Annotated in this window: 26 protein-coding genes; 12 read left to right on the top strand and 14 right to left on the bottom strand. The window is 44.6% G+C overall.

Translation table 11 applies throughout. The features are described 5' to 3' along the window. Positions 1-48 precede the first annotated feature (48 nt). The 4 genes from EP181_RS02640 to EP181_RS02625 form a co-directional block, all read right to left on the bottom strand. On the bottom strand, positions 49-375 hold the full coding sequence (locus EP181_RS02640; protein ID WP_127470283.1) for a HesB/IscA family protein: 327 nt from the start codon (positions 373-375) through the stop codon (positions 49-51). Between the two features lie 148 nt (positions 376-523). After that, positions 524-958 (bottom strand): Rrf2 family transcriptional regulator, encoded by a 435-nt coding sequence (locus tag EP181_RS02635; RefSeq protein WP_127470282.1) that lies wholly within the window; start codon positions 956-958, stop codon positions 524-526. Between the two features lie 138 nt (positions 959-1,096). Next, positions 1,097-1,891, bottom strand: a complete 795-nt coding sequence (cysE, locus tag EP181_RS02630) for a serine O-acetyltransferase (protein WP_127470281.1) — start codon at positions 1,889-1,891, stop codon at positions 1,097-1,099. Between the two features lie 2 nt (positions 1,892-1,893). After that, positions 1,894-2,739, bottom strand: a complete 846-nt coding sequence (locus tag EP181_RS02625; RefSeq protein ID WP_127470280.1) for an RNA methyltransferase — start codon at positions 2,737-2,739, stop codon at positions 1,894-1,896. A 142-nt stretch (positions 2,740-2,881) separates the two neighbouring features. On the opposite strand from EP181_RS02625, the gene EP181_RS02620 reads away from it, so the two are divergent. Continuing rightward, positions 2,882-3,691, top strand: coding sequence for an inositol monophosphatase family protein (locus tag EP181_RS02620; protein ID WP_127470279.1), 810 nt, complete (start codon positions 2,882-2,884; stop codon positions 3,689-3,691). Positions 3,692-3,992: 301 nt separating this feature from the next. On the opposite strand, the gene rimI is transcribed toward EP181_RS02620, so the two are convergent. The 5 genes from rimI to EP181_RS02595 all read right to left on the bottom strand — a co-directional run bounded on the left by rimI (position 3,993) and on the right by EP181_RS02595 (position 8,362). Next, on the bottom strand, positions 3,993-4,541 hold the full coding sequence (gene rimI / locus EP181_RS02615) for a ribosomal protein S18-alanine N-acetyltransferase (protein ID WP_172959675.1): 549 nt from the start codon (positions 4,539-4,541) through the stop codon (positions 3,993-3,995). A 27-nt stretch (positions 4,542-4,568) separates the two neighbouring features. After that, the gene (locus tag EP181_RS02610; protein ID WP_172959674.1) at positions 4,569-5,090 is read right to left on the bottom strand and encodes a hypothetical protein; all 522 of its coding nucleotides are present in this window, start codon (positions 5,088-5,090) and stop codon (positions 4,569-4,571) included. A 100-nt stretch (positions 5,091-5,190) separates the two neighbouring features. Beyond that, positions 5,191-6,735, bottom strand: coding sequence for a 2-isopropylmalate synthase (locus tag EP181_RS02605; protein ID WP_127470276.1), 1,545 nt, complete (start codon positions 6,733-6,735; stop codon positions 5,191-5,193). 128 nt (positions 6,736-6,863) lie between these two features. Further along, positions 6,864-7,724, bottom strand: coding sequence for a CDP-diacylglycerol--serine O-phosphatidyltransferase (gene pssA / locus EP181_RS02600; protein ID WP_127470275.1), 861 nt, complete (start codon positions 7,722-7,724; stop codon positions 6,864-6,866). Positions 7,725-7,831: 107 nt separating this feature from the next. Then, positions 7,832-8,362 (bottom strand): DsrE/DsrF/DrsH-like family protein, encoded by a 531-nt coding sequence (locus tag EP181_RS02595; protein ID WP_127470274.1) that lies wholly within the window; start codon positions 8,360-8,362, stop codon positions 7,832-7,834. Positions 8,363-8,693: 331 nt separating this feature from the next. On the opposite strand from EP181_RS02595, the gene EP181_RS02590 reads away from it, so the two are divergent. The 5 genes from EP181_RS02590 to soxA all read left to right on the top strand — a co-directional run bounded on the left by EP181_RS02590 (position 8,694) and on the right by soxA (position 12,595). Continuing rightward, entirely contained in the window at positions 8,694-10,181 is a 1,488-nt protein-coding gene (locus tag EP181_RS02590) for a M48 family metallopeptidase (protein WP_172959673.1), read from the top strand. Between the two features lie 185 nt (positions 10,182-10,366). Further along, positions 10,367-10,762 (top strand): sulfur oxidation c-type cytochrome SoxX, encoded by a 396-nt coding sequence (soxX, locus tag EP181_RS02585; protein WP_127470272.1) that lies wholly within the window; start codon positions 10,367-10,369, stop codon positions 10,760-10,762. Positions 10,763-10,797: 35 nt separating this feature from the next. Continuing rightward, the gene (gene soxY / locus EP181_RS02580; RefSeq protein ID WP_127470271.1) at positions 10,798-11,268 is read left to right on the top strand and encodes a thiosulfate oxidation carrier protein SoxY; all 471 of its coding nucleotides are present in this window, start codon (positions 10,798-10,800) and stop codon (positions 11,266-11,268) included. A 65-nt stretch (positions 11,269-11,333) separates the two neighbouring features. Beyond that, on the top strand, positions 11,334-11,642 hold the full coding sequence (soxZ, locus tag EP181_RS02575; protein ID WP_127470270.1) for a thiosulfate oxidation carrier complex protein SoxZ: 309 nt from the start codon (positions 11,334-11,336) through the stop codon (positions 11,640-11,642). 122 nt (positions 11,643-11,764) lie between these two features. Beyond that, a complete protein-coding gene (soxA, locus tag EP181_RS02570) occupies positions 11,765-12,595 on the top strand; it encodes a sulfur oxidation c-type cytochrome SoxA (protein ID WP_127470269.1) in 831 nt (276 codons plus the stop codon). A gap of 249 nt (positions 12,596-12,844) precedes the next feature. On the opposite strand, the gene EP181_RS02565 is transcribed toward soxA, so the two are convergent. Further along, positions 12,845-13,243 carry a tellurite resistance TerB family protein gene (locus EP181_RS02565; protein ID WP_127470268.1) on the bottom strand — a complete coding sequence of 133 codons (399 nt, stop codon included), beginning with the start codon at positions 13,241-13,243 and terminating at the stop codon, positions 12,845-12,847. Between the two features lie 36 nt (positions 13,244-13,279). Beyond that, the gene (ilvD, locus tag EP181_RS02560) at positions 13,280-15,136 is read right to left on the bottom strand and encodes a dihydroxy-acid dehydratase (RefSeq protein ID WP_127470267.1); all 1,857 of its coding nucleotides are present in this window, start codon (positions 15,134-15,136) and stop codon (positions 13,280-13,282) included. 128 nt (positions 15,137-15,264) lie between these two features. On the opposite strand from ilvD, the gene argA reads away from it, so the two are divergent. After that, on the top strand, positions 15,265-16,563 hold the full coding sequence (gene argA / locus EP181_RS02555) for an amino-acid N-acetyltransferase (RefSeq protein ID WP_127470266.1): 1,299 nt from the start codon (positions 15,265-15,267) through the stop codon (positions 16,561-16,563). A 26-nt stretch (positions 16,564-16,589) separates the two neighbouring features. Continuing rightward, entirely contained in the window at positions 16,590-17,195 is a 606-nt protein-coding gene (gene rnt, locus EP181_RS02550; protein WP_127470265.1) for a ribonuclease T, read from the top strand. 648 nt (positions 17,196-17,843) lie between these two features. On the opposite strand, the gene grxD is transcribed toward rnt, so the two are convergent. Then, positions 17,844-18,191: a Grx4 family monothiol glutaredoxin gene (gene grxD / locus EP181_RS02545; protein ID WP_127470264.1), complete on the bottom strand. Its 348-nt coding sequence runs from the start codon at positions 18,189-18,191 to the stop codon at positions 17,844-17,846. A gap of 117 nt (positions 18,192-18,308) precedes the next feature. Further along, complete coding sequence (locus EP181_RS02540; RefSeq protein ID WP_127470263.1) at positions 18,309-20,135, bottom strand: N-acetylglutaminylglutamine amidotransferase; 1,827 nt, start codon at positions 20,133-20,135, stop codon at positions 18,309-18,311. 295 nt (positions 20,136-20,430) lie between these two features. On the opposite strand from EP181_RS02540, the gene EP181_RS02535 reads away from it, so the two are divergent. The 4 genes from EP181_RS02535 (at position 20,431) to EP181_RS12605 (ending at position 24,381) form a co-directional block, all read left to right on the top strand. Continuing rightward, positions 20,431-21,309 carry an alpha/beta hydrolase gene (locus EP181_RS02535; protein ID WP_127470262.1) on the top strand — a complete coding sequence of 293 codons (879 nt, stop codon included), beginning with the start codon at positions 20,431-20,433 and terminating at the stop codon, positions 21,307-21,309. Between the two features lie 179 nt (positions 21,310-21,488). Beyond that, a complete protein-coding gene (locus EP181_RS02530) occupies positions 21,489-23,687 on the top strand; it encodes a bifunctional diguanylate cyclase/phosphodiesterase (protein ID WP_127470261.1) in 2,199 nt (732 codons plus the stop codon). Positions 23,688-23,701: 14 nt separating this feature from the next. Then, positions 23,702-24,256: a dephospho-CoA kinase gene (gene coaE, locus EP181_RS02525; RefSeq protein WP_197723390.1), complete on the top strand. Its 555-nt coding sequence runs from the start codon at positions 23,702-23,704 to the stop codon at positions 24,254-24,256. 2 nt (positions 24,257-24,258) lie between these two features. Then, positions 24,259-24,381, top strand: coding sequence for a hypothetical protein (locus tag EP181_RS12605; RefSeq protein WP_269471147.1), 123 nt, complete (start codon positions 24,259-24,261; stop codon positions 24,379-24,381). A 29-nt stretch (positions 24,382-24,410) separates the two neighbouring features. Here EP181_RS12605 and EP181_RS02520 read toward each other — a convergent pair whose 3' ends face one another. Then, positions 24,411-25,382: a Nudix family hydrolase gene (locus EP181_RS02520; RefSeq protein ID WP_127470260.1), complete on the bottom strand. Its 972-nt coding sequence runs from the start codon at positions 25,380-25,382 to the stop codon at positions 24,411-24,413. Positions 25,383-25,428 lie beyond the last annotated feature (46 nt).

Raw genomic sequence — 25,428 nt, 5'->3', positions numbered from 1 at the left:
GTTAGTCTGGGGTTTGGGCTTTGGTCACTCTAAACGTGATGGGCTTGCTTAAACGGTAAAAGACTCGCCACAACCACAGCTGTCTTTTACTTTAGGGTTTTTAAAATCAAACCCTTCGTTCAGCAAACTTTCTTGTACATAATCAATTTCCATACCATCAATGTTGGCCAAGCTTTTGGCGTCCACAACCACTTGAGTACCAAAACTTTCAAACACCGCATCGTCAGGCGTTACGATGTCGGCGTAATCGACTACATATGAAAATCCAGCACAACCACTCACTTTGGTGGACACTCTTAAACCCAGTCCGTGACCGCGTTTAACGAGCATTTTTTTAACTCGATTTGAGGCTGATTCAGTTAACGTAACGGCCATAATGACTCCTTAACTATTTAAAATAAAACCTTTGCACAAGTGCAATTAGCAATGGTTAGAATTAGACTTTTTGTTTGTTATAAACCCTAGCGATAACCAACGATTTACTGCACTTTTCGGTCGCACCTTATTTGTCACAGGCCTAAAACTAATGAAATGAAATCTCTTTTAAACAAGCTGATTGTTTTCTGTCCATTAGGTCTTGCAAGGTTATTTTATTTAAAAACTGGTCTATCATTGCGCTTAAGTCGGTCCACAACTCGTGCGACAAGCACTCTTCACCGCCATGACAATTGGATTTACCGCCGCATTTTCGTGCATCAACCGATTCATCTACCGCGCGAATAATAAGACTGACCGAAATATCCATGGCCGCCCTACTTAACCTATAGCCACCGCCAGGCCCGCGCGCACTCGAAACCAAGTCTGATTTTTTTAACTTAGCAAACAACTGCTCTAGATACGATAACGATATGCCCTGCCTTTCTGAAATTAGAGCCAAGGTCGTTGGCCCTTTGTCTTGATTTAGAGCAATGTCAATCATAGCCGTGACGGCGTAACGCCCTTTAGAAGTTAACTTCATGGTTTGAAATTCCGCTTATTGATACATTAATGTGACTAATACTATAATAACCTAGTAAATAACTCAAGTATTATTCTATTCTATCCACGCTCATCAAAAACCAAACTTAAAACTAAGTTAACCAGGCCTGGTCAATGCTTACAGATTGCTAACATGGGTTTTTAAATGCGCCGCCTGAATAGGGTCATTAGGTTCAAGCACGGCATCCTCTAAATTGGGCAATGTCATTTCAATTTTTTCAGCGCCCATATCCGCTAGAATCTTAGCCATTTTTTCGAGCTTTTCGTCTTGCACTTGAATGTGGTCAAGCAAGCTGTAAATTGCTTTTTCAACTGGATCGGCCATTTCCTGACTCATACCATAGGCATCAAACCCCATTTTTTCGGCCATTTTAGCGCGACGCTTTTCTGCATCAATGTCTTTTTCATTCACGATACGCCCAGGAATACCCACCACCGTTTTGCCCGCGGGCACGGCTTTAAGCACTACCGCGTTAGACCCAACCCGAGCATCGTCACCAATATAGATTGGTCCCAAGACTTTTGCGCCCGCGCCAACCACCACGCCGTTACCCAAGGTGGGATGACGCTTGCCTTTTTGCCATGAGGTTCCGCCCAGCGTAACTCCGTGGTACAACGTGCAATCATTGCCAATTTCGGCGGTTTCGCCTATTACCACACCCATACCATGGTCAATAAACAAACGCTCACCAATTTTAGCCGCTGGGTGAATCTCTACACCCGTAAGCCATCTAAACAAGGTTGATAGCCAACGTGCTAACCATTTTAGATTCCAATTCCAGAGCGCGTGGCTCATGCGATACCCTAATATAGCGTGCAAGCCTGGGTAAGTGGTTAAGACTTCAAATGTATTTCGCGCCGCTGGATCACGTTCAAACACACACTGAATGTCAGATCTTAATCGCTTAAACATCATCACTCCTTATCCGTGTTATCTTCAGCAGGGCTAGACAATGCCTGAGCGTGAGTTTGAGGATTTGCTTGGCGCTGGGCGGCGGTTAAAATACCCCTTAAAATATCCACCTCTTTAATATCAAGTTGTGTGCGATTAAAAATACGGCGCATACGGCGCATAAAGCGTGCATTTTTTTGCGGATCCAAAAACTTAATGTCTTGCAATGCCTGGTGCAAATGCGTGTAAAACCCTTCTAGCTGGTCGCTACTGGCCAAATCATGCACATACCCTTGTCGTGTTTGCGCAACCACATTTTTAGATAAAACCTCGGCGTTCACGTTATCACCGGCTTTAATGGGCGACGCCATTAAACATTCATAGGCAAAAATTTGCACTGCGGCACTTAAATTAAGTGAACTGTAATGCGGGTTGGTTGGAATATGGGCTAAATAATGACACTTGTCCATTTCGGCGTTGCTTAGCCCAGAGTCTTCACGCCCAAACACCAGGGCAACCTCACTGTTTAACGTGGTTTGCAACGTTAAACTGGCCGTTTCACGCACACTCAATTGCGGCCAAGCTACTTTGCGCAATCGTGCGCTTGCCCCCACCACCAAGGTGGTGCCTACCAATGCATCGTCTAAACTCTCCACCACGGTAGCCTGATCTAATAGATCACTTGCACTTGAAGCGCGTGCAGAAGCCACTTGACTGGGGAACTCTTTAGGGTTGACCAACACCAACTGGCTTAAGCCCATATTTTTCATGGCACGCGCCACCGCACCAATATTGCCGGGGTGCGAGGTTTCAATTAAGACAATTCTAATTTTTGCTAATTGCGGATGCTGACTATAATCTTCTAACATTGTTTTTTTCCGTTATAATTCACGCCATTCAAATTGTTTGGAACGTTTGCGGTGCAAGCCTAGTCTTGCGCGTTGCCAACGATTCTTGAGCGTTACCGGCTTAAGCCAAACCTATCCATCTGTAAACTTATAGGAACTCACCATGCACCCACTTCTCAATATTGCAACCCTTGCGGCGCGTTCGGCGGGCGGAAACATTATGCACCACCTCGACCGAATCGACCAATTAAACATTGAGCAAAAAGGTAAAAATGATTATGTGAGTGAGGTGGATAAAGAGGCCGAAAACACCATTATCCAAACCATTCGTAAATATTACCCAGACCACCATATTTTGGCCGAAGAGAGTGGCAAGCTCACCTTAAAAAACAAAAAGTCCGATATTGAATGGATTATTGACCCTTTAGACGGCACAACTAACTTTTTACACCAATTTCCGCAGTTCTGTGTGTCCATTGCCGTGCGTGAAAAAGGCAAGCTGCAGCACGCGGCAATTTTTGACCCGGTACGCGATGAGATGTTTAGCGCCACTCGTGGTGGCGGAGCGTTTTTAAACAACCGCCGCCTGCGCATTAGCCAACAAAAAACGTTAACCAACTCACTGTTGGCGACCGGCTTTCCTTATCATGACTTTAGTTACATTGACAGCTACATGGCCAGTTTAAAGGAGTTTATGCTCACCACCGCAGGCGTTCGCCGTGCGGGTTCGGCTGCGTTAGATTTAGCGTATGTGGCTTGTGGCCGTGTTGATGGCTTTTGGGAGTTTAATTTAAAACAGTGGGACATGGCCGCGGGCGCGTTGCTTATTCAAGAAGCGGGCGGATTGGTGACCGATTTTAAAGGCGGCGAAAACTATTTGCAAAGCGGTAATATCTTGGCCGCCAATCCCAAGCTTTACAAAGAAATGGCGCAGGTTATTTCTAGAACCGTTCCGGTTGAACTCAGAAATTAAGATAGAGATTAAGAGACCTTTGCACGAATGGATATACGGCCAAAAATGGTTAAAATTCCCCTGCTTTTCGTTGGAAAACTTGTGAATAGCCAGCTATTCACTGCGTTTCCCGCCTCAATCAGGTAAATTTTTCCACATTTTTTTCTCGTACCCCATTCGTGCAAAGGTCTCATTAAGTTAAAGATTTAATTAGAGATTAATCTAAATTAATTTTTAATAACCAGGCCTGGTAAAGATGTCGTAATACATTAACCAGGCCTGGTTAATCACTGTTTTTGTTTTACACCTGTTTGTAACGACCTTACACCCTTTGCAATGAACGCAACATTAAAATCGCGTCTTCTTTTCCTTCTATTAAATCACACACATCTTCATCCCAAACCCAGGCTTTGTAGTAATTATGACGAACGCCGTTTTTATTAAACCCCAAACCAGAATACAGCTTTAACGCCGGCTCGTTTGACTCACGCACTTCTAAAAACACCACTTTGTAATCGGCTAACGCCAAAGAATCCAGCACTTTTTGCATGGCTTGCTTAGCCACCCCTGTTCCCTGAAACTGTGGCACAATGCAAATGTTAAGCACATCGACTTCATCTAACACCGGCAACATACAACAATAACCTAAACGGGTATGATCCAGTGTGCAAAAGACATAGTTAAGCCCTTGATCTAAACTGTTTTCAAAGCCTTGGCGACTCCACGGAAAATCATAGGCGTTATTCTCAACCGCCAACACCCAATCCAAATCGGCCTCTTGCATCACCCTAATGTAACTAAAGGTACAGTTAACATTATTCTTAAGCTCAGACTTACTTTCTAACGTCGTTATGGATTGAGGTATTTTCATCGTTACTGACATCGCTAAATATTGTTGTTAAATTAAACCGCGCACGGTGGTGTAAAAAAGTTGTTTAGCTCGTGCATCACCCAACATGTCATCAATACTGGGGACGCTCACCACCGCAACACCCTCAGACAACGACTCGTTTACTTCATGCAACTCATCCATGGTAAGCACCCATTCAACGCCTAGACTAATAACCTCTTCAACGGTAGAAAACATCATCTCTTCTGAAACCAAATGCGCCGTATCAAAAAAGACAATTTGCGTGTCATCCCATCCAAACGCCAACATAATGTTTTGCCATAACTGCCATCCCAGCGCACTTTCATCCTGCCAAAGTGCGTCCAACCCTGCGCCAAACAGCACAATGCTGGTAAGCTCTAAATCTTTAGGCTCTTTAACGGGCTCAACCAATGGCAAAGACGCAGTAAGCGGCTCTGCAAAAGGTGTTGACGGCGATGCCATATAACCAGGTCTGGTGACCCAAACAACGCCGCCTAATTGTTGAAATACTTGCAGTGAATTGGGCATTTGTGCCATACCATCTTTCAATAAAAAACCCGTTACAAAACGGGTTTTAGGGTTTATAAAAGCCTTACTTTTCCCTTTCTAACAGCGTTGGGTTAATACAGGGTTAACAAGGTCAATAGGCTTATAAATGCGCTTGCGGGTGAGCCTTGGCCGAAATACCCAGCAACTTATTTAACGCATTAATATAGGCTTTAGCCGACGCCATTACAATGTCGGTATCCGCCCCCTGACCGTTAACAATGCGCCCACCTTTTTCTAAACGAACCGATGTTTCGCCCAGAGAATCGGTGCCATTGGTGACGTTGCTAACCGAATACAACTCCAATGTCGCACCCGAATTAACTAAAGACTCAATGGCTTTAAAGGTTGCATCCACCAATCCGCCGCCAAAAGACAAAGCACTCGCTTCATTGCCCTTAATCCACAAGGTGACTTCGGCGCGGGGGCTTTCGCCAGTTTCGGTTGACGCCTTTAAAGACACCAGGCGATACGTTTCGTTTTCAACGCGCTGCGCGTTATTATCGGTTACTAACGACTGCAAATCTTCATCATAAATTTCATGCTTACGGTCGGCCAATTCCTTAAACCGAACAAACGCCTCATTTAACTCTTGCTCGGTTTCAAACTCAATGCCTAACTCTTCTAAACGAGTTTTAAACGCATTACGCCCCGAATGTTTGCCCAACACCATTTTATTGGTGCTCCAGCCAACGTCTTCGGCACGCATAATTTCATAAGTTTCACGATGTTTTAACACACCATCTTGATGAATCCCCGACTCGTGTGCAAACGCATTAGCACCCACAATGGCCTTATTAGGTTGTACCGCAAAACCAGTAATGCTCGACACCAAACGCGATGCCGCCAAAATTTCGCGAGTATTAATACGCGTGTCCACATCAAAAATATCTTGACGCGTTTTAATGGCCATCACCACCTCTTCTAAGGCCGTATTGCCAGCGCGCTCACCCAAGCCATTAATAGTGCACTCTATCTGACGCGCTCCATTTCTTACCGCCGCCAATGAATTGGCTACTGCCAAACCTAAATCGTTATGACAATGCGCCGAAAAAATAGCTTTGTCCGAATTAGGAATGCGCTCAATTAGCTCTTTAAATAACAAACCAAACTGATGCGGAACATTGTATCCAACCGTATCGGGAATATTAATGGTGGTTGCGCCGGCATTTATGGCCGCTTCAATCACGCGGCATAAAAAATCTACATCAGAACGACCTGCGTCTTCGGGCGAAAACTCAACATCGTCGGTAAAGTCACGCGCTCGCTTTATCGCCCAAACTGCTCTTTCGACCACCTCGTCGGGGGTCATACGCAATTTCTTTTCCATGTGAATGGGTGACGTGGCAATAAAGGTGTGAATTCGCCCTGCGTTAGCCGGCTTAATAGCTTCTCCCGCTTTAACAATATCGTTTTCGATGGCGCGCGCTAACCCGCACACAATACTGTCTTTTACCACACTGGCCACGGCGTGAACCGATTCAAAGTCTCCGCTGCTGGCCGCAGGAAAGCCTGCTTCAATAACGTCAACCTGCAACTTCTCTAACTGCTTGGCAATACGAATTTTCTCTTCTTTGGTCATGGATGCGCCGGGACTTTGTTCACCGTCACGCAAAGTCGTATCAAATATAATTAGATGATCTTTCATGCTGTTCTCTTTGTTTTATACGTGCTTTTAAATAGTTGCGAGGCTTTATGCAGGGTACGGGACGGATAAAAACGATTAAAATTTGCTCATTTTTATTCGTGCGTTTTCCCTGCAAAGGCCTCAATTTATTAATCGTTTTTTTGGTTGCCCTGATCCGCCTGTACTGACGTTTCAGTAGACGTTTCAGTAGACGTTTCAGTAGACGCTTCAGCAGACGTTTTAGCAGACGATTCTGTCATGGACGATTTGCTGGCGTACTCTCGATTTTGACGTCTTAACGCTCGGCTTTTCTTTAATGTGATTAAGGTTAATATAGGGCCTGAAACGGCGTAAGCTAAAAATATTAAAAACAAAATCATGGCAGGCTTTAGAGTAATAACCACCAACACCAGCACCACCAACAGCAACGTCATAAAAGGCACTTTACCTTTTAAATTTAACTCTTTAAACGAGCTAAAACGGCTGTTACTGACCATCATTATTCCAGCAAACAACGTCAATACTAACGCCACCATTGGCTCAAAACCCGTGCTTAAATGATTAGTTTCAGCCATCCAAATTAATCCGGCAATCAGCGCCGCCGCCGCTGGGCTGGGCAAACCTTGAAAATAGCGTTTGTCGGCCACGCCCACTTGGGTATTAAAACGCGCCAATCTAAGCGCCGCGGCCACGGTGTACACAAAGGCTACCAACCAGCCAAGCTTGTCAAAATCGTGCAATGCCCACTGATAAACCAGCAAGGCGGGTGCTAGTCCAAATGAAATCATGTCTGACAAACTGTCGTACTCTGCCCCAAACTTACTGCACGAATTGGTCATGCGTGCAATCCGCCCGTCCAAACCATCAAGCACCATAGCCACAAAAATAGCGATTGCACCCGCCTCAAAATTACCCTGAATACCGGCAATAACCGCATAAAACCCAGCAAATAACGCCGCTGTGGTCATTAAATTAGGCAGTAAATAAATGCCTCGTTCAAATGATTTCATAACACCTCTTAAAAGTAAGATTACTCATTGTCTTTAATTATTAGTTCTATTCTAGCAAGTTATATTAGACCCTTCAGAGTTATTAGCCTCACACTTTTAAATCAACTTTAAATCAATAGGCTTTGCGTATTAGGCGTGTTCGCAAAATAAGTAGCCGCTCCTGCAAAGTCAACCCCGTGCATAAAGTCAGTGGAATCATACCCCATTAAATCGACCGACATTTGACATGCCGTAAATTTAACCCCCAACTCTAGGCACAGCTCACGAAGCTCTTCTAAGGGCACTTGTCCCTGTGCCAAAAGTTGCTGCTTAAATCCCCAAGTGGCCAAACTTGACGCTCCTGGCAAGCCCCAGACCAGGCCTGGTAGCATTTTATTCCAGTCCATTCTTTTAAACCAATCAGGACCTTTAGGGCTTTTTATAACCATTGCCGGATTGCCCAATGGTGATATTTTAAGATGCTGCGTCTGCTTTAAAATGCACTGCAAACCATAAAAAGTAAAAAACAACTCAACGTCTTTATCCATCGCCGCAGCGGTACTGGCCAAAATAAAACCAGGATACGCCCAATCTAACGTACCCTTGGTCTGAATTAAACTAAATTGACTGGGCGCGTCTTTTGCTAAAGTTAAAGACATAGCGCGGCCTTTCTTGAGACTTTAAATCGAATAACCGGCTGGGTTTGCACTAGCTCACACTCTAATTTTTGCTGCTGACAAAACGCGGGAATATCTTTAAGTGCACCCGCGTCCAACACGTCAAGCCAAAACGACAATTCCACCGATGGATTGTGCGCTAAATGTTTTTTAATTTAATAATGGGCATGGGACAAGGCTGATGAGTAACATCTAAAACAAACATAGCGTTTCCTACTTTAATAGAGACCTTTAACTTAAAATGAACATTATGATACTTCAAGTTGCGTTGGTATCATGCCTACTCAAACGATTAAACCTAAAAAAGACAGCCATGAAAGACACTCATTCAAACTTAACCGCCCATAAACCTTATTTAAAATTTAAGCATTTTATCACCGTGGTCATTATGGCCCTTGGTTGTGCGTCTTTTAATATACATGCAGCCAATTTACCCGACTTAGGCGCGCCAGACTTAATTGAATACGATCAAGCCACTGAAAAAAAACTGGGAGATGCTTTTACCACGGCATTACACACCCAATACACACTTAATTACGACCCCGAAGTGGTCGATTACATTAGGCGCATTGGTCATAAAATTACCGGCGTAATTGGCGACAATCGACACTTTTCTTTTTACGTAATAGACAATCCCGAAATTAACGCCTTTGCGGGCCCAAACGGAGTTATTGGCATCCATACTGGGCTAATTATAGCCGTAGAAAGCGAGGATGAACTCGCCTCGGTCATCGCGCATGAAATTGCGCACGTAACCCAACGCCATTTATCGCGCCGCTACGAATACCAAAACAGCACAGGAAATCTAGGCAGCATTGCCTCATTAATAGCCGCCGTATTAATCGGCATGCACGACCCCAGCGCGGGAATGGCCACGTTAATGGGTGGCATGGGTTTAAACATAGAACAACAACTAAAAAACTCACGCCAACACGAAACTGAAGCCGATCAACATGGTATTGGATTTTTACACAAAGCCGGCTACAACCCGCACGCTATGGGCGACTTTTTTGGTCGCTTAGACAAGGCCAGTCAATTTAACGCCTTCTCTATGCCCGAAATTTTAAGAACGCACCCAGTTACTGCGGGTCGATTAGCGCAAGCTCAAAATCGCGCCGAAACTTTACCGCCCTTTATTGCACCTGCACCAAACTATCATTTAAAAATCATTCAAGCACGCCTGGCTCAAGCTGTGCTCAACAAAAATACAGCGTTACCGAACAGCGATCTGGCTTGCTACCAAAAAACACTCCAACAACTAGCGTTATATAATGAGCAAAAAGACAAAGACCATACCGACTGCATTATTACCTTAGCGTACGCTCAACCTCAACAACCGCTGTATGCAAATTTATTATTTGAAAGCATCGTTAAAAAACCCACTTTGTATACAAAAGAGTTAGCCAAACACATCGCATTGGGGCAATACATGCACGAACTACATCCCCAAAATCTAGCGTCTATGATTCGATACACTGACCTATTAATTCAAAACCAACAAACGACATTAGCCATACAAACTATGCTTAACCATATACAAAATAACGCATATGGATTTTTAACCTATGAAAAACTAGTGCAACTCTATCAACAACAACAAAAATACAACTATGCATACTATTATTCTGCCTTGGCACAGGCCAAAATTGGCAACCTAAGGCGCACCGTTTATTTACTTAGCCAAGCTAAAAAAGAAACCGCCAAACACAACAACCCTGAAAACACATGGCTTAACAACCAAATTTTTAAATTTGAAGCTGAAAATGCCAACTCATTGAAAAACATTGATAAAGATGATTAACGCCCAATAGTCATAAAAATTTATTTGGTTTTAATTAAATAATACTATAAGGATAAACCTTCAAAATACTTGCGTTTGGTCTTTAAGTGAGTAAGCTAGGTCAACAAGAACAAACACCTTGTTCAAAAATAAAAATCCCAGCCTAAGTAATGGGAAAGTCGAAAGACACTTTTAGGAGGAGTAGAATGTTTAATTCTAAAATGAAGCAACTAATGTCAGCATTAGTTCTATCAACAGCGGTTATTTCAGTGCCTTTTGCAGCTCACGCTCAAGAGCCAGCCAAACCTGCAGCAGCAGCCGCTAAACCAGCAGCTAAGCCTATGGACGGTAAACAGTTAACGATTGCAAATTCAAAAGGCAACTGTTTAGCCTGTCACATGGTTGCTGACGGCGCACAACCTGGAAACATTGGTCCTGCCATTGTTGCAATGAAATTACGTTACCCTGATAAACAAAAGCTGTACGATAAAATATGGGCGCAGTCTTCTGTTCCTAACAGTATGATGCCCGCGTTTGGACAACACGGCATTTTAACTGACGATGAAATCAACAAAATTGTTGATTACATTTACACGCTGTAACTTTTCTCTAACCTTAACCGGGAGTTTATATCCTTATGAAACGTAGATCTTTTCTTAAAGGCACCCTTGCAACTGGCGCAGCAGCAATCGCTGTAAACGCTGGTTTACTTACACCTAGCACCGTATTAGCAGCTGATTGGAACAAAAAAGCATTTGACGCTAAAACAACTGACGACGCTTTAACCAGCGTTTACGGATCTGCTGGTGCAACTGCCTCTGCAGATGTTAAATTAAAAGCTCCTGCTATCGCAGAAAACGGTGCCGTAACACCTGTAGAAGTTGATGCTTCTGGTATTACTGGTGTTGAGTCAATCTCTATTCTTGCAAGCAAAAACCCACAGCCAATGGTATGTGAATATACGTTTGGTGCAGCAGGTGTTGGTTTCGTTTCAACGCGCATCAAAATGGGTCAAACCATGAACGTTGTCGCAGTTGTTAAAGCGGGCGGCAAGCTACTTAAAGCTGAACAAGAAGTTAAAGTAACTATTGGTGGATGTGGCGGATAATTCGCCCTTAAACCAAAGCTTATTTTATTTTGTACAACGATTAAGAATTAATAAAAGGAAATACCATGGCAATTCAAATCAGAATGCGTGGCAAAGCAGAAAACGGCGTTGCTGAAGTTAAAGCGTTAATTAAGCACCCAATGGAATCTGGTCTTCGTATGAACCAAAAAACTGGAACTCCATATCCAGCTCTTTATATCAACATGGTTTCTATTAAGGTTAATGGTGTTGAAGCTATTACTTCTCAGTGGTCTGGCGCGGTTTCTACCAACCCATACATGGCTGTTAAAGTTAAAGCAAACGCAGGCGATGAAGTTGTAGTTTCTATGACTGACAACGCTGGCGACACTGGAACTGAAACAATTAAGGTTTAATTGATTTAGTTTTATAAACACCAACCTTACCGGTTGGTGTTTAAATTTTATGACGTAGTCATAGTACAAAGCAAAAATAATAATAATTAGAAAAATACAGAGCTCTCGGACGGAGGATTGAAATGAAAAAGACACTGGCAATCACCTTAACACTAGGTGTAACTTTCGGCGCTACCGCTACATTAGCAGCCGCAATTGACCCAGAAACCGATCGCCAACAGATGGTCGATTTCTTCAAAGCTAAAAATCCAAAAATAGCCATGGATGCTTATGTTAATGGCGCATACATTTATTCAGCCGACGCAATGGCTCAATGGGAAGCCGCTGAAGAGTTCCCTCCATATTTAGACGCAATTGACTCAGGTGAGCAACTTTACACTGCCGATAAAGCGGTATTTGAAAAATGTTTTGGAACAGATGTGACAAAAATCCGCCCAAAATATCCAATGTTTGATGAAGCCACTCAAAAAGTGGTCACACTTGAATCTTCTATAAACAAATGCAGAACAGATGCTGGCCTGAAGCCATACAAACTTAAAGAAGGCGACATTGCCAACGTGAGTGGTTATTTAGCTTACCAGGCTCGTGGCGCTAAAATTGACGTTAAAATTGAAAGTGAAGGTGCTCGTAAGGCCTATGAAGATGGTCGCAAAAGCTACATTACTCCAACGGGCCAATTTGGTTTATCTTGTGCAAAATGCCATACATACAATGCTGGACGTAATGCTCGTGCAGATACCTTGTCACCCAATATTGGGCATACATCGCATTTTCCAGTGTTTAGAGCTGGCGCGCAAAAGCTAACTACATTACACCACCGTTATTTAGGGTGTCATGAAAACATGCGTGCTGAACCTTTTGAAGCACAAAGTGATCAGTATAAAAACTTAGAGTTTTTTCAAGCTTATGTATCTAACGGCCTAGAGATTAATGGTCCTGGTTATAGAAAATAAGTTTTAAGTTTAAATTTTACATCAAGGTTTTAACTTTAAATCCAGCTTTGCTGGATTTTTTGTTTGTATCTGCGCGTTATGCACTCTTGCCATTTTTAATCTGTGCGGCCTGCCATTTGTAAAATTATAAAAAAGTTAAACCAAAAAAAACCAGCGTTAGCTGGTTTTAAACATTAAGCGTACTTAACAAATCTTTGCGTGTTTAACTGTTTTTAACAATTTTTAACGCGCCTAGCATGCACATACATTCTAATCTTCGAGCATTTGCTCACCTTCGTACAACCAATCAAATCCTTGACGCACCCAACGCTCTACGCGCATAAAAAGCTCTGGATCGTTTAAACCCATCTTTTGGGCAATTAAAAAAACCTTATCTTGTTCTTGCTTGCCAAAATGTCCGTCTTTGTATGAAATTTTAATGAGTTCTTGCAAGGTAATAATTTTGGCCTGCTTAGTGTTGAGTACCACCAACGCATCATCAAAATTAATATCCGCCTTGTCCAAATCGTACTTTAAGCCATAAAGTTCACTAAACTCTTTTAGGTATTGAATCTCTTCTTCGGAAATATTGTGGTCGGCGGCAGCAATATTAGCCGCCAAATCGAACACGACTTGGCGCTGTGCTTGGTTTAACTTATCTGCAAACATCTTTTTTCCTTTAGAAAAAATAGAAAATAATAAAAATTAACGGTGTTCGATTTGTTCAACGTTACGCACCGCACCAAACGCGGCACTGGTAGTCATTGCCGCATAAGCACGCAACGCAGGACTGACTTTACGTGGACGCACTTCCTTGGGCTTCCAGGCATTACGCCCTTTTGACACCATCGCTTGACGACGCTCTGCTAACTGTTCATCGCTTAGGACAACGCGAATGGTGCGATTTGGAATGTCAATTTCGATTAAATCGCCTTGCTCAACTAACCCAATATTACCACCTTCTGCCGCTTCGGGTGATACGTGACCAATCGACAGGCCTGATGTTCCACCCGAGAAACGACCATCGGTTAACAGCGCGCACGCTTTGCCTAAACCCATTGATTTGATGTAACTGGTGGGATACAGCATCTCTTGCATGCCCGGCCCGCCTTTTGGTCCTTCGTAACGAATAACAACCACTTCACCGGCCAACACTTCACCGGCTAAAATTCCGGCTACAGCCGAATCTTGGCTTTCAAAAATGCGCGCCGCGCCGCTGAATTTAAACAGCTCTTCGTCAACCCCAGCGGTTTTTACAATGCAACCGTCCAAGGCGATGTTGCCGTACAACACAGCCAAACCACCTTCTTTGGTGTAGGCGTGTTCAACATCACGAACACACCCTTTGACTGGGTCAATGTCCACGTCTTTCCAGCGCTTGTTTTGGCTAAAGGCCACAACCGTACGCACGTTACCTGGCGCGGCTTTAAAGAAATGATGCACCGCCGCATCGTCCGTGCGGCGAATGTCCCATAACTCAAGTGCCGCACCCATACTGGATGAATGCACCGTCGGTACGTCGGTGTTAATTAATCCACCGCGCTCCAACTCACCCAAAATACGCATAATGCCGCCAGCACGATGCACGTCTTCCATGTGATATTCTTTTGAGTTAGGCGCTACTTTAACTAAGCAAGGAACACGACGCGAGATATGGTCCATGTCGGCCATCGTAAAGTTCACTTCGGCTTCGTGAGCAATCGCTAACAAATGCAATACGGTGTTGGTCGAGCCGCCCATGGCTACGTCTAACACCATGGCGTTTTCAAAGGCTTCATAGGTCGCAATCGAGCGCGGTAAAACCGAATCGTCGTCTTGCTCGTAATATTGTTTGGTGATTTCAACTATTCTGCGCCCCGCTTCTTCAAACAAATGTTTGCGGTCAGCGTGTGTGGCCAAAGTAGTACCATTGCCCGGCAAAGCAATGCCTAAGGCTTCGGCCAAGCAGTTCATCGAGTTGGCGGTAAACATGCCAGAACACGAGCCGCACGTTGGGCAGGCCGAACGCTCTACTTCATCCACGTCAGCGTCGCTTTGTTTGGCGTCGGCGGCCATAACCATTGCGTCAACTAAATCAAGTTTAATACCCAATCCACCCAACACGGTTTTACCGGATTCCATCGGGCCGCCGGTGACAAAAATAGTCGGGATGTTTAAGCGCATCGCAGCCATCATCATTCCAGGGGTGATTTTATCGCAGTTTGAAATACACACTAACGCGTCTGCACAATGGGCATTAACCATGTATTCAACCGAATCGGCAATTAAATCGCGCGATGGCAACGAGTACAACATACCGTCGTGCCCCATGGCAATTCCGTCGTCCACTGCGATGGTGTTAAACTCTTTTGCCACCCCGCCGGCTTCTTCAATAATGCGCGCAACCAGTTGCCCCATGTCTTTTAAATGCACATGTCCCGGTACAAACTGGGTAAACGAGTTGGCAATGGCAATGATGGGTTTGCCAAAATCTTCTGTGGTCATGCCTGTGGCGCGCCATAATGCACGTGCTCCTGCCATGTTGCGGCCATGCGTACTGGTTTTTGAACGATATTGCGGCATTTAAAACTCCTTTTAATGCAATCAAATTGACAATCCATTAAGCACTGCACAAACGAGTGTTTAATTTTGTTCAATCAGACTGGTATACTGGTTGGCATATTTAATAATTGACCTATTTTCGCACATCTATGAATCAATCTGAATTAGATTTTATTAATACCTTGCGCCAGTCGTCTGGCTACATTGAGCAGCATCGCGGCAAAACCTGTGTTATTTACATTCCAGGTGAGCTTATTATGGTGCCCAGCAACTTGCACCAACTGGCGCAAGACATTGCCTTGCTCGACAACCTAGGCATTAAAATGGTGTTGGTAATGGGCGCGTCGGCGCAAATTGACCACGCCATGCGCCTGGCCAATATGCCCTTTGATCACCACCACCAATTTAGAATCACCACCAGCGAGATGTTGCCCATATTTCAGCAAACCATTGGCGTGGTGCGCAGTCAACTCGAAGCGGCGTTTACCCGTGCCAATAACTCGCAGCCCGTGCCTTTAACGGTGACCTCTGGCAATTGGGTGATTGCTCAACCTAAGGGCGTGATTGATGGCATCGACTTTCAGCATACCGGTCGATTGCGTAAAATGAACCATCAGGCGATTTCGGCGTGTTTAAACGCTGAACAAGTTGCCCTGTTAACCCCGCTGGCGTATTCGTTAACCGGTGAGGTGTTTAACCTAAACACCCTTGAGCAGGCTTGTGCCGTGGCCAACAGCATTCAGGCCGATAAGTTAATGGTGTTTGCCTCACCGCAACAGTTAGCAGGCCTGCCCAAACAATTAAGCATTCCACAATTAAGGCACGCCATTTCTCAATCAACCGATGCCGAGCAAATTGACTTTTTAACGCAAATTTCGGTCACCAATAACCGCGTTAAACGCGTGCATTTAATGGACGAACAAACTCCCAGCGCCATTTTATTAGAGCTGTTTACCCGCGATGGCTCAGGCACACTTATTTTTAGCGACCGCTATCATCAGGTACGCATGGCCAATATTGAAGACGTTGTGGGCATCTTAGAACTGATTACGCCGCTTGAACAACAAGGTGTGTTAGTCAAGCGTTCGCGCGAACGTCTTGAGCTAGAAATTGCCAACTTTATGATCATTGAGCGCGACCAGCACATCATTGGCTGTGCCGCCCTCTACCCGCACGCCGACTTAAGCGGTGAACTGGCCTGTTTGGCCATTCACCCCAATTATCAAGGCCAAGAGTTGGGCGAAGAGTTGCTTAACGCCATTGAGCAAAATGCTCAACATCAACATCTTAAAAAACTCTTTTTACTCACCACCCACACCCATCACTGGTTTATAGAACACGGTTTTATGTTAAGCACCATTGACCAACTGCCCGAACAAAAACAATCTCTTTACAACTTTCAACGACAATCTAAAGTCTTGACCAAATCGCTGTCAAATGACCGCTAAAGTTAAATTATGAACAAAGTAAAAAAATGAAAGACCGTTTTCGCGGATTCTTGCCCGTTGTGGTCGATGTTGAAACCGGCGGATTTAATGCCGACAAAGATGCGTTACTGGAAATGGCGGTGGTTACCCTAGAAATGAACGCCGCAGGCCGTTTGGTACGCAGCGCCACGTTTGACAAAAACATTTTACCCTTTGCCGGCTCTAACCTTGAACCCAGCGCCCTTAAATTTATTGGCATGGACGACCCCTTTCACCCTTTTAGAGAAGCCGTAAGCGAAAAAGAGGCGTTAAAAGAGTTGTTTGCACCCATCAATCACCACTTAAAAGTCACCGGCTGCACACGAGCGATTTTGGTGGGGCATAACGCATTTTTTGATTTAAACTTTGTTAAAAAAGCCGCCGAGCGTTGTCATGTTAAATCGCCATTTCACGAATTTAGCACCTTTGATACCGTATCGCTGGCCGGCTTAGTCTATGGTCAAACAGTACTGGCCAAAGCGGTGGTTAAAGCCGGTTTAGAATGGGACAACAGCCAAGCACACAGCGCCGTGTACGACACCGAAAAAACCGCCGACCTTTTTTGTACGATTGTGAATCAGTTTCCGATTTTACTGGAACGTTTTGATGATTAATAAGTTTAATAAACCTAGTTGACCAGGCCTGGTCAACTTGCCTGACTCGTCATGCCGTGCCACGACACGGCATCTTCTACGTGCGCTGTACTTATCTATAGATTGCGGGTCAAGCCCGCAATGACGTGGGTTTTGTTTGCGTTATAGCCAATACCCCTAAAACCAATACCACCAGGCCTGGTCAAGTTGCCTGTTTCGTCATGCCGTGCCACGACACGGCATCTTCCACGTGCGCTGTACTTATCTATAGATTGCGGGTCAAACCCGCAATGACGTGGGTTTTGTTTGCGTTATAGCCAGTACCCCTAAAACCAATACCACCAGGCCTGGTTAACTAGCTTTATTTTTTACAGACGTAAAAAAAGCATCGTAAGATGCTTTTTTATTGCCTGCTTTGCTTAATTCACACTTAATACATACTTAATGAGACCTTTGCACGAGTGAATGCACGAATAAAAATGGTTAAAATTCACCTAATTTTTGTTGAAAAACTTGCGAATAGCCCGCTATTCACTGCGTTTTCCGCCGCAATCAGGCAAGTTTTTCCTCATTTTTCTTTCGCGCCTCACTCGTGCAAAGGTCTCTTAATGCGTTATTTAAAACCACCAGGTCTGGTCAAATGATTCGCTTTTTAAGGCTTAAAATCGCTTAAGCATTCGCCTCAGCCATCAGACGCTTTAACTCACCCGACTCGGCCAATTCTAACGTAATGTCGCACCCGCCTTGCAACTCGCCGCCAATGTACAATTGCGGAAAGGTCGGCCAATCTTGGTATTTTGGCAAGTGTTCAAAAATGGTTGCATCGGCCAAAATATTAACAAACGCAAACTTTTCACCGGTTTCAGCCAAGGCTTGCGACGCGCGGCTTGAAAAACCACACGATGGCATTTGCGGCGTGCCTTTCATGTACAACACTACCGGATTGTTGGTCACTTGACTGTGAATTCGTTCTAAGGTTTCTTTAATTACAGGGTCTTGATTGCTTGCGTTTTCCATGTTTAAAATCCTTTTTTAGTCAATTTTTTGTCAATTTTCATCAAATTGTCACACAATTTATTTCCGACCATTTTACTGGGTTATGCACCAAAATCATAGAATTTTTTTGTTACAGGCTTAAAGCGTTTTATCCACATGCGTTTGCAACCAAAACTCCAACAGCGCCGCATGCCATAATTTGCTGCCCTGAATGGCGGTAAAACTGCTAGGCGCTTCGGGGTTGTCTAATAAGTTCTGCAAGGCATCCGCGTTAAAAATACCGCGCGCCTGAGCGGCCGGCGACATGAGCAACGCTTTCATAAACTCATAAAATTCGCCGCGCACGTATTTAAGCGCCGGCATGGGAAACGCCACTTTAGGACGGTCAATGATGGCATCGGGCACTAAACCGCGGGCAATTGCTTTTAAAATGTATTTACCGTCTTGCTTAAGCTTAAGTGCATCGGGTGAGGCCATCACCAGCTCAACTAAGGCATGGTCTAAAAACGGCACCCGCGCTTCTAATCCCCACGCCATGGTCATGTTGTCGACGCGTTTTACAGGGTCGTCGACAATTAACGTGGTCACATCTAAGCGCAATACTTGGTCTAAAAACGTGTCTGCACCGGCTTCGGTTAAGCGATCGCCAATGTAGCGCGAGGTTACATCGTCCACGTGATACTGGGGCGACACCGTGTCGAGCCACTCTTGATGACTGCGGTCAAAGTAAAAAGGTGCAAACGCCGCCACGGCCGCGTCACTGTCGTTGGGGGCAATATTTTGGCCGGCTTGCGCCATTTTAGGGTACCAAGAATAACCGGCAAACACTTCGTCAGCCCCTTGCCCGGACATAACGACTTTTACGTCTTGAGCCACTTTTTCGGACAGCAAATAAAAGGCGATCGCGTCTTGGCCCACCATGGGTTCGGACATGGCTTTGACCGATTCGTGCAAGCGCGGCAACACGTCTTGATTGGAAATCAGATATTTTTTATGGTCGGTTTGATAACGCTCCACCACCAAATCCGAAAATTCAAATTCATTGCCTTTTTCTTCTGGCGCGTCTTCAAAGCCAATCGAAAAGGTTTTGATGTTTTTCACCCCCGCCTCGGCCAACAAGGCCACCAGCAAGCTTGAATCTAATCCGCCCGACAACAACACACCCACCGGCACGTCAGCGGCCGTTAAACGTTTGTGTACGGCCTCTTTTAAAGCGCGATGAATCACGTCTAACCAGGCCTGGTCAGTATTAGGAACTGCCGAACCGTCGGCCATTTTGCTAGGATGTTGCGCTTCTAAATACCAATATTGCTTTTTATAGATTTGGCCATCGGGGTTAATAATCATCCAATGCGCCGGCTCAAGTTTTTTAATGCCGTTTAATATGGTGTGCGGCGCAGGTATCACAGCGTGCAAAGTCAGTTGATGATGCAAACCAATCGGATCAATTGAGGTATCAATGTCGTTGGCCGTTAGCAACGCTTGGGTGTTTGAGGCAAACCGCACACCACCGTCGACCACCGCGTAATACAAAGGTTTAATGCCCATGCGGTCGCGGGCTATTAACAGTTGTTGTTGATCGTCGTCCCAAATGGCAAACGCAAACATGCCTTCAAACCGGCTTACACACTCCATCCCCCATTGGCGATAGGCTTTTAACAATACCTCGGTATCAGAATGCGACTTAAACACCTGACCCAGCGCTTCAAGCTCGTGTTTTAACGCCACATAATTGTAAATACAGCCGTTAAACACCAAGGTAAGCTCGCCGTCCAACATCGGCTGATGGCCGCCTGCGCTTAAATCAATAATGGCCAAACGCCGATGCCCAAACCCCACTTGACCGTGTAGCCAAATGCCACCGTCGTCGGGACCGCGCTTTTCAAGTGCTTTTAGCATAGGCTCTAAACGTGCTTTAGACGCTGTTTGGCCGTTAAAATAAATCTCACCACAAATACCGCACATAGGGTTTACTCTTTAAATTAACCAATATTGAACCGTATTTTAACGATTAACACGTTTTGAATGCACGATTTTACAGCGCATCATGACCAGGCCTGGTCAACATTTTTTTAGAATGAGTTGAATTAACCGTGTGCTTACGTACCTTTAACAGACTTTATATGCAATAAACATACGAACAACTTTACCCATTGATGTATATTTGATAGTCTTGTAAAAATTTGTCGTAACCAAACGGTTAATCAACACGCAACTCATGCACAACCCATGTAAAAATTAATGTCAAAGAAGGTATTGAATGAAGTGGAATCAATTGTTGTCAATAAGCCTATTAGCGCTTGGATTGTGTGGCGTACCTGCCAGTCAGAGTTTAGCGCAAGACATTATTTTACCCATTACGCCCTCTAACATTAAGGCCGAAGCGCACTATCTTTTGGGTGAGGCCGAAAAGCCTGCTGTGTTAATTTTGCACGGATTTTTAACCACCAATCAATTTCATACCGTTGTGGCTATGGCTACGGCACTGCACGATGAAGGCTATACCACCTTAAGCCCAACGCTCACGCTGGACATTTCTCAACGCAAAAGCTCGGTAAAATGCAATTCAATCCATACCCATACTTTAGAAAAAGACGTTTTAGAAGTCGCACAATGGGTTAAGTGGCTTAATGAACAAGGGCATAAAAAAGTAGTCGTATTAGGGCATTCCAGTGGCAGTCAAGAACTACTAGAAATGTTGCACACTCAGCCACAACTTAACATTGCGGCGGCGGTGTTTACCAGTCTATTTTACCTTAACGGTGAAGAGCTTGGCTCAATGGAAAACGAGATTGTCTTTGCTCAAAACGCCCTAAAACAGGCAAAACCAGCCCCTCAAAAATACAGTTTTTTATTTTGTAAAAACAACTATTTCGCCACTCCTGAAAGCTTTTTATCGTATATGAAACTTGACCGAGCTTACATTTTAGAACGCTTAACCAATCTAACCATTCCTAGCTACACTATTATGGGCGGCGCTGATAAGCGTTACCAAAGCACAGGACGCGATTGGTTAACCCTGCTTGAAAAAACCGGCACTAAGCTAACCGTTGTAGAAGGTGCCAACCACTTTTTTTCGAGCGAATATGAATTTACATTACAAGAGCGAATTGTTGAAATCCTTAACGCGCTTGAATAATAAAAGACATGAGCAAACTGGATACTTAACGAGTGGTTTAAGGTGAATAAAATCTCATGAAAAAACTTTTTTTATCCGCCCTATCAAGGTATATTTTTTATTTTCTTAACGCTAAGCATTGCCTTATTAGTGTTGGTGAACTATTCGTTTTTTTCAGAAGGTAAAAAATTCAGCACACCGTGTTAGAGCAAGCTCAAATCGCCGCCGAGCAAGAAGTTAAAGCCGCCTTGTCTTTTACCACTCATAAAATTAATCAAGAACTCAAAGCCATTGCTGACTGGGACGAGGTTCACCAACAGTTTCACGATTCGAGCTACTACTTTTATTGGCACGATGAGCGCTTAAAAGAGAGTGGTTACTTTAAACCCCATTACGACCAACTGGAGTTGTATACAGCAGAGCGACGTTTGCTCACTCCGGCCTCCCCTAACAGTCAATCGCACCTGACTTTGCCGCTGCACATTAAAGACACCACGCCTACGGTGGTGTTTAAACCCAATGCAGAAACCCACCTAAATGTGTTTGAACCCATTTACGAGCGCAGTACCCAAAAAATATTAGGTTACGTAGGCATTTCAATAGACCTTTTGCCCACGCTGCTTAGCGACAACACGTTTTACTTTACCAATAAAAGCAGTTTGCATTTTAATGGTGACGGGCAAGTACCATTGTCAACCATTTTGCAATACACACAATTTTTTCCGGTGTCCAATCCAGTAAGCGATCATTTATGGCAGTTAATTGAAACCTTTTTAACCGAGTCAGCTCTGCTCTTGTTAATAGCCGCAACAATGTTTTTATTTATTTTTAACCACATGATTAATAAGCCTTTGCAAGTGCTTTCGGCTTACTTACAGAGATTAAAAACACACCCCAGCGAAACCCACACAGCGCCCACTAACACATTTTTACTGCAAGAATTTGAAGACCTAAAGCACTCTTTGCACACTTACCACCGTGACTTACAACACACTCAGCATGCGCTAGATCAGCAAAACTTGTTAGTCTGGGATCAGGCTCGTCGCGATGCGCTCACCAACATATACAACCGCCGTGCGTTTGACGAAGCTTGGCACGACATTTTGACCCACTACGCCTCTCATCCAGTAAACATTGCATTTATACTGTTTGATTGCGACTTTTTTAAGGCGCTCAATGACACCTACGGTCATGAAATTGGCGATGAAGTCATTTGCATTACTGCCAGCACCATTCAACAGTCTTTACCAATTGATTGTTCGGTCTACCGTATTGGGGGCGATGAGTTTGCGGTAATTACTCAAGACAAATCAGCCGACGAAACTTTGGCTATAGCCACCCAATGCTTAAATGCTCTTAACGAAGCCAACTTTTACTCTATTGGCATTAAAGAAAAACTCTCATACAGCATTGGCATCAGTACAGTTAACTCAAGCGACGGAGCCGTAGACCAGCACGTGTTGTCTAGCCTGCCACGCCAAGCCGACATTGCGATGTATAAAGCCAAACAATCACAGCAACATAAAATCCAGTTTTACCACCACACGCTTGACCAAGAAGCCCACGGCATGGTGTCTAATGTGGTGGTTAATGCCGTGGTAGATGCCATTCATACAGGCCACAACATTGTTATGCACTATCAACCTATTTGCAGTGTTATGGATGGAAAAATTTATTACGAGTCCCTCATTCGCATACGCCAACCCAATAGCGACGTTCTTATTTATCCCAACGATATTTTTGCAGTAGTCACGCGTCGCCGTTTAGAGGTTGAAATAGACACTCAAGTCATTCATCAAATTTTACAAGCTCTACAAAGTGGGGTAATCTCACAAAACACGGGCGTTTCGGTCAACATCTCGGGTAAAACTCTATTACAACCATTTTTTATTGATTTATTTAAGCCCTTTATTCCCTTTTTGGCGCTGCATAAAATTGTAATTGAAATCACCGAAAACATTCTTATCGACCACATGGAATACGCCCAAGAAGTCTTAAGTACCTTGCGAAGCCAGGGATTTTTAATTGCGCTAGACGACTTTGGCAGTGGTTATTCGTCCATTCGTTACTTGGCGAATATGCCGGTAGACATTATTAAATTTGATATTTCTATGACCCGCGCCTTATCTGGCGATGACAAAACTCGCAACATTATTGCCAGTACCGCAGACATGGTGCGTCGCTCGGATTACGAGTTGGTAATGGAAGGCATTGAGGATTACGCCATGCTTGAGCTCGCCAAAAAGGCTGGCGCCACGCATGTACAAGGCTATTTACTGGGTAAACCTGACCAAACGCTTAGCCCTCCGCTGATATCAATAGCTCAAATTATTGAGCCTTTTAAGCATTCTAAGCCTGCTAAGCCAACAAATCTTGATGCAGCCATTGCACCCAATTAACATGTGATTTGACTGTGAACACACCTAAAATTATTGGCCTTACCGGCGGCATTGGCTCGGGAAAATCGACCGTAAGTCAATTATTTGCCCAACATGGCATTCCTACCGTTGACACCGATGCGATAGCAAGACAGGTCGTATGCCCCAACAGCCCTGGGCTTAAGGCTATTATTAAGACGTTTGGCGCAGGCATTTTGCAACCAGACCAAACCCTTGATCGCGCTAAATTACGCCAACTCATTTTTAACAATGCGCTGGCAAAGCAACAATTAGAAGCGATATTACACCCGCTAATTAAGGCCGAAACCCAGCGACAAGTCGCTCAATTAATAAACTCACCACAACCGCCCGCGTTTATTTTAGTCGCCATTCCATTGTTAGCTGAAACCCTGCAAAATGATTTGACCAGGCCTGATGATTGGCGTGATTGGCGTGAATTTCTCGATGAAATTTGGGTGGTCGATGCCAGTCCAGAGCAGCAAACCAGCCGTGTCGTTCAGCGAGATCACAGTTGTGAAAGTGACGTTAAAAAATTCTGCAACAACAAACCGATCGCGCTACCCGCTTAAACATGGCACATCGTGTCATTGCCAATAACGGCAGCTTGACCGAACTTGAAACGCAAATTACGCATTTAGCAGCTGAAATGCATTCTCAAAATTCGTCGTCACACGAGTCGCCTGCCGACAAATAGCCTAAAGATGCGCTAAAGATGCCCTAAATTTACCCTGGCCAAAACCCAGATATGGCGGCAATACCTTGCCCGCCTAAAGACTTTGCCTGGTCAATGTCGGTCGGTTGCATACCGCCCAAAGCGTAAACTGGCACAGGAATTTCCCGCACAGCTTGCGCAAACGCCGACCAGCCAATGCCCTGCATATCGGGGTGAGAGCGCGTTGGCTTGATGGGTGAAAGTAAGATAAAATCCGCTCCCAACGCCAAGGCGTGTTGCATTTGGCTTACATTGTGGGTTGAAGCCCCCAGCCATTTATCGTCCGCAATAGGACGTTGGGTAAATTTTTCAAGCGCATTCGACGCCAATTGAACCCCATCGGCCATCGGGCACAAGGCTAAAATAGCCGGGTCGGCGTTCAGCAAAATTTTGCCGCCATAACCATGCACCAAATCAATTGCTCTATTCGCCAAGGTCACAAAGTCGGCCTGCGGCAAATGTTTAGCGCGTAACTGACAAAAACGCACACCCGCCTCGCACGCCTGTTGCAGTCGCTTCAAAGCATCGGATTCATCGTCAAACGCACCGCTGATCATCAGGTGATCGGCCAAGGTTAACGCACTGACAATCCCCTTATTGGCCGCCGGAAATTTTCTGCTTTTAAGCTCACTGCGTTCACACCACGCCACGGCTTGCCCTTCATTGCCCATCGGTTCGCCAGAAAAGTCCTCGGTCTGGTACACATGCAACCGCACGCGTAACGCATCGTACGCCCACGGAATTTCAATCAAAGGTTGCCAACCCCTGGTTTCAATCGCCAGCTCTTCGTTAAACTCACGCACCAACGCTTGTTCAATGGTTTCATTAGCGTGCACTTTTCCACCCGGAAACTCCCAGTGATCGGCGTGTGTTTGATGCGATTGGCGCACACTCAGGCACACTTGCGAACCGCGAATTAACACGCCGACGGCAATCGCAATTTCGTTGTTTAACGCTGGATTCAATTCGGTTTGATGGTTCATGCCATACTCCTTAATATTTATGTTTTTTACAGCTATTTTATGACAC

Origin of the sequence: Thiomicrorhabdus aquaedulcis (assembly GCF_004001325.1) — a bacterium.
GTDB classification, from domain to species: Bacteria; Pseudomonadota; Gammaproteobacteria; order Thiomicrospirales; family Thiomicrospiraceae; genus Thiomicrorhabdus; species Thiomicrorhabdus aquaedulcis.
This window is presented reverse-complemented; position numbering and strand designations above follow the sequence as displayed.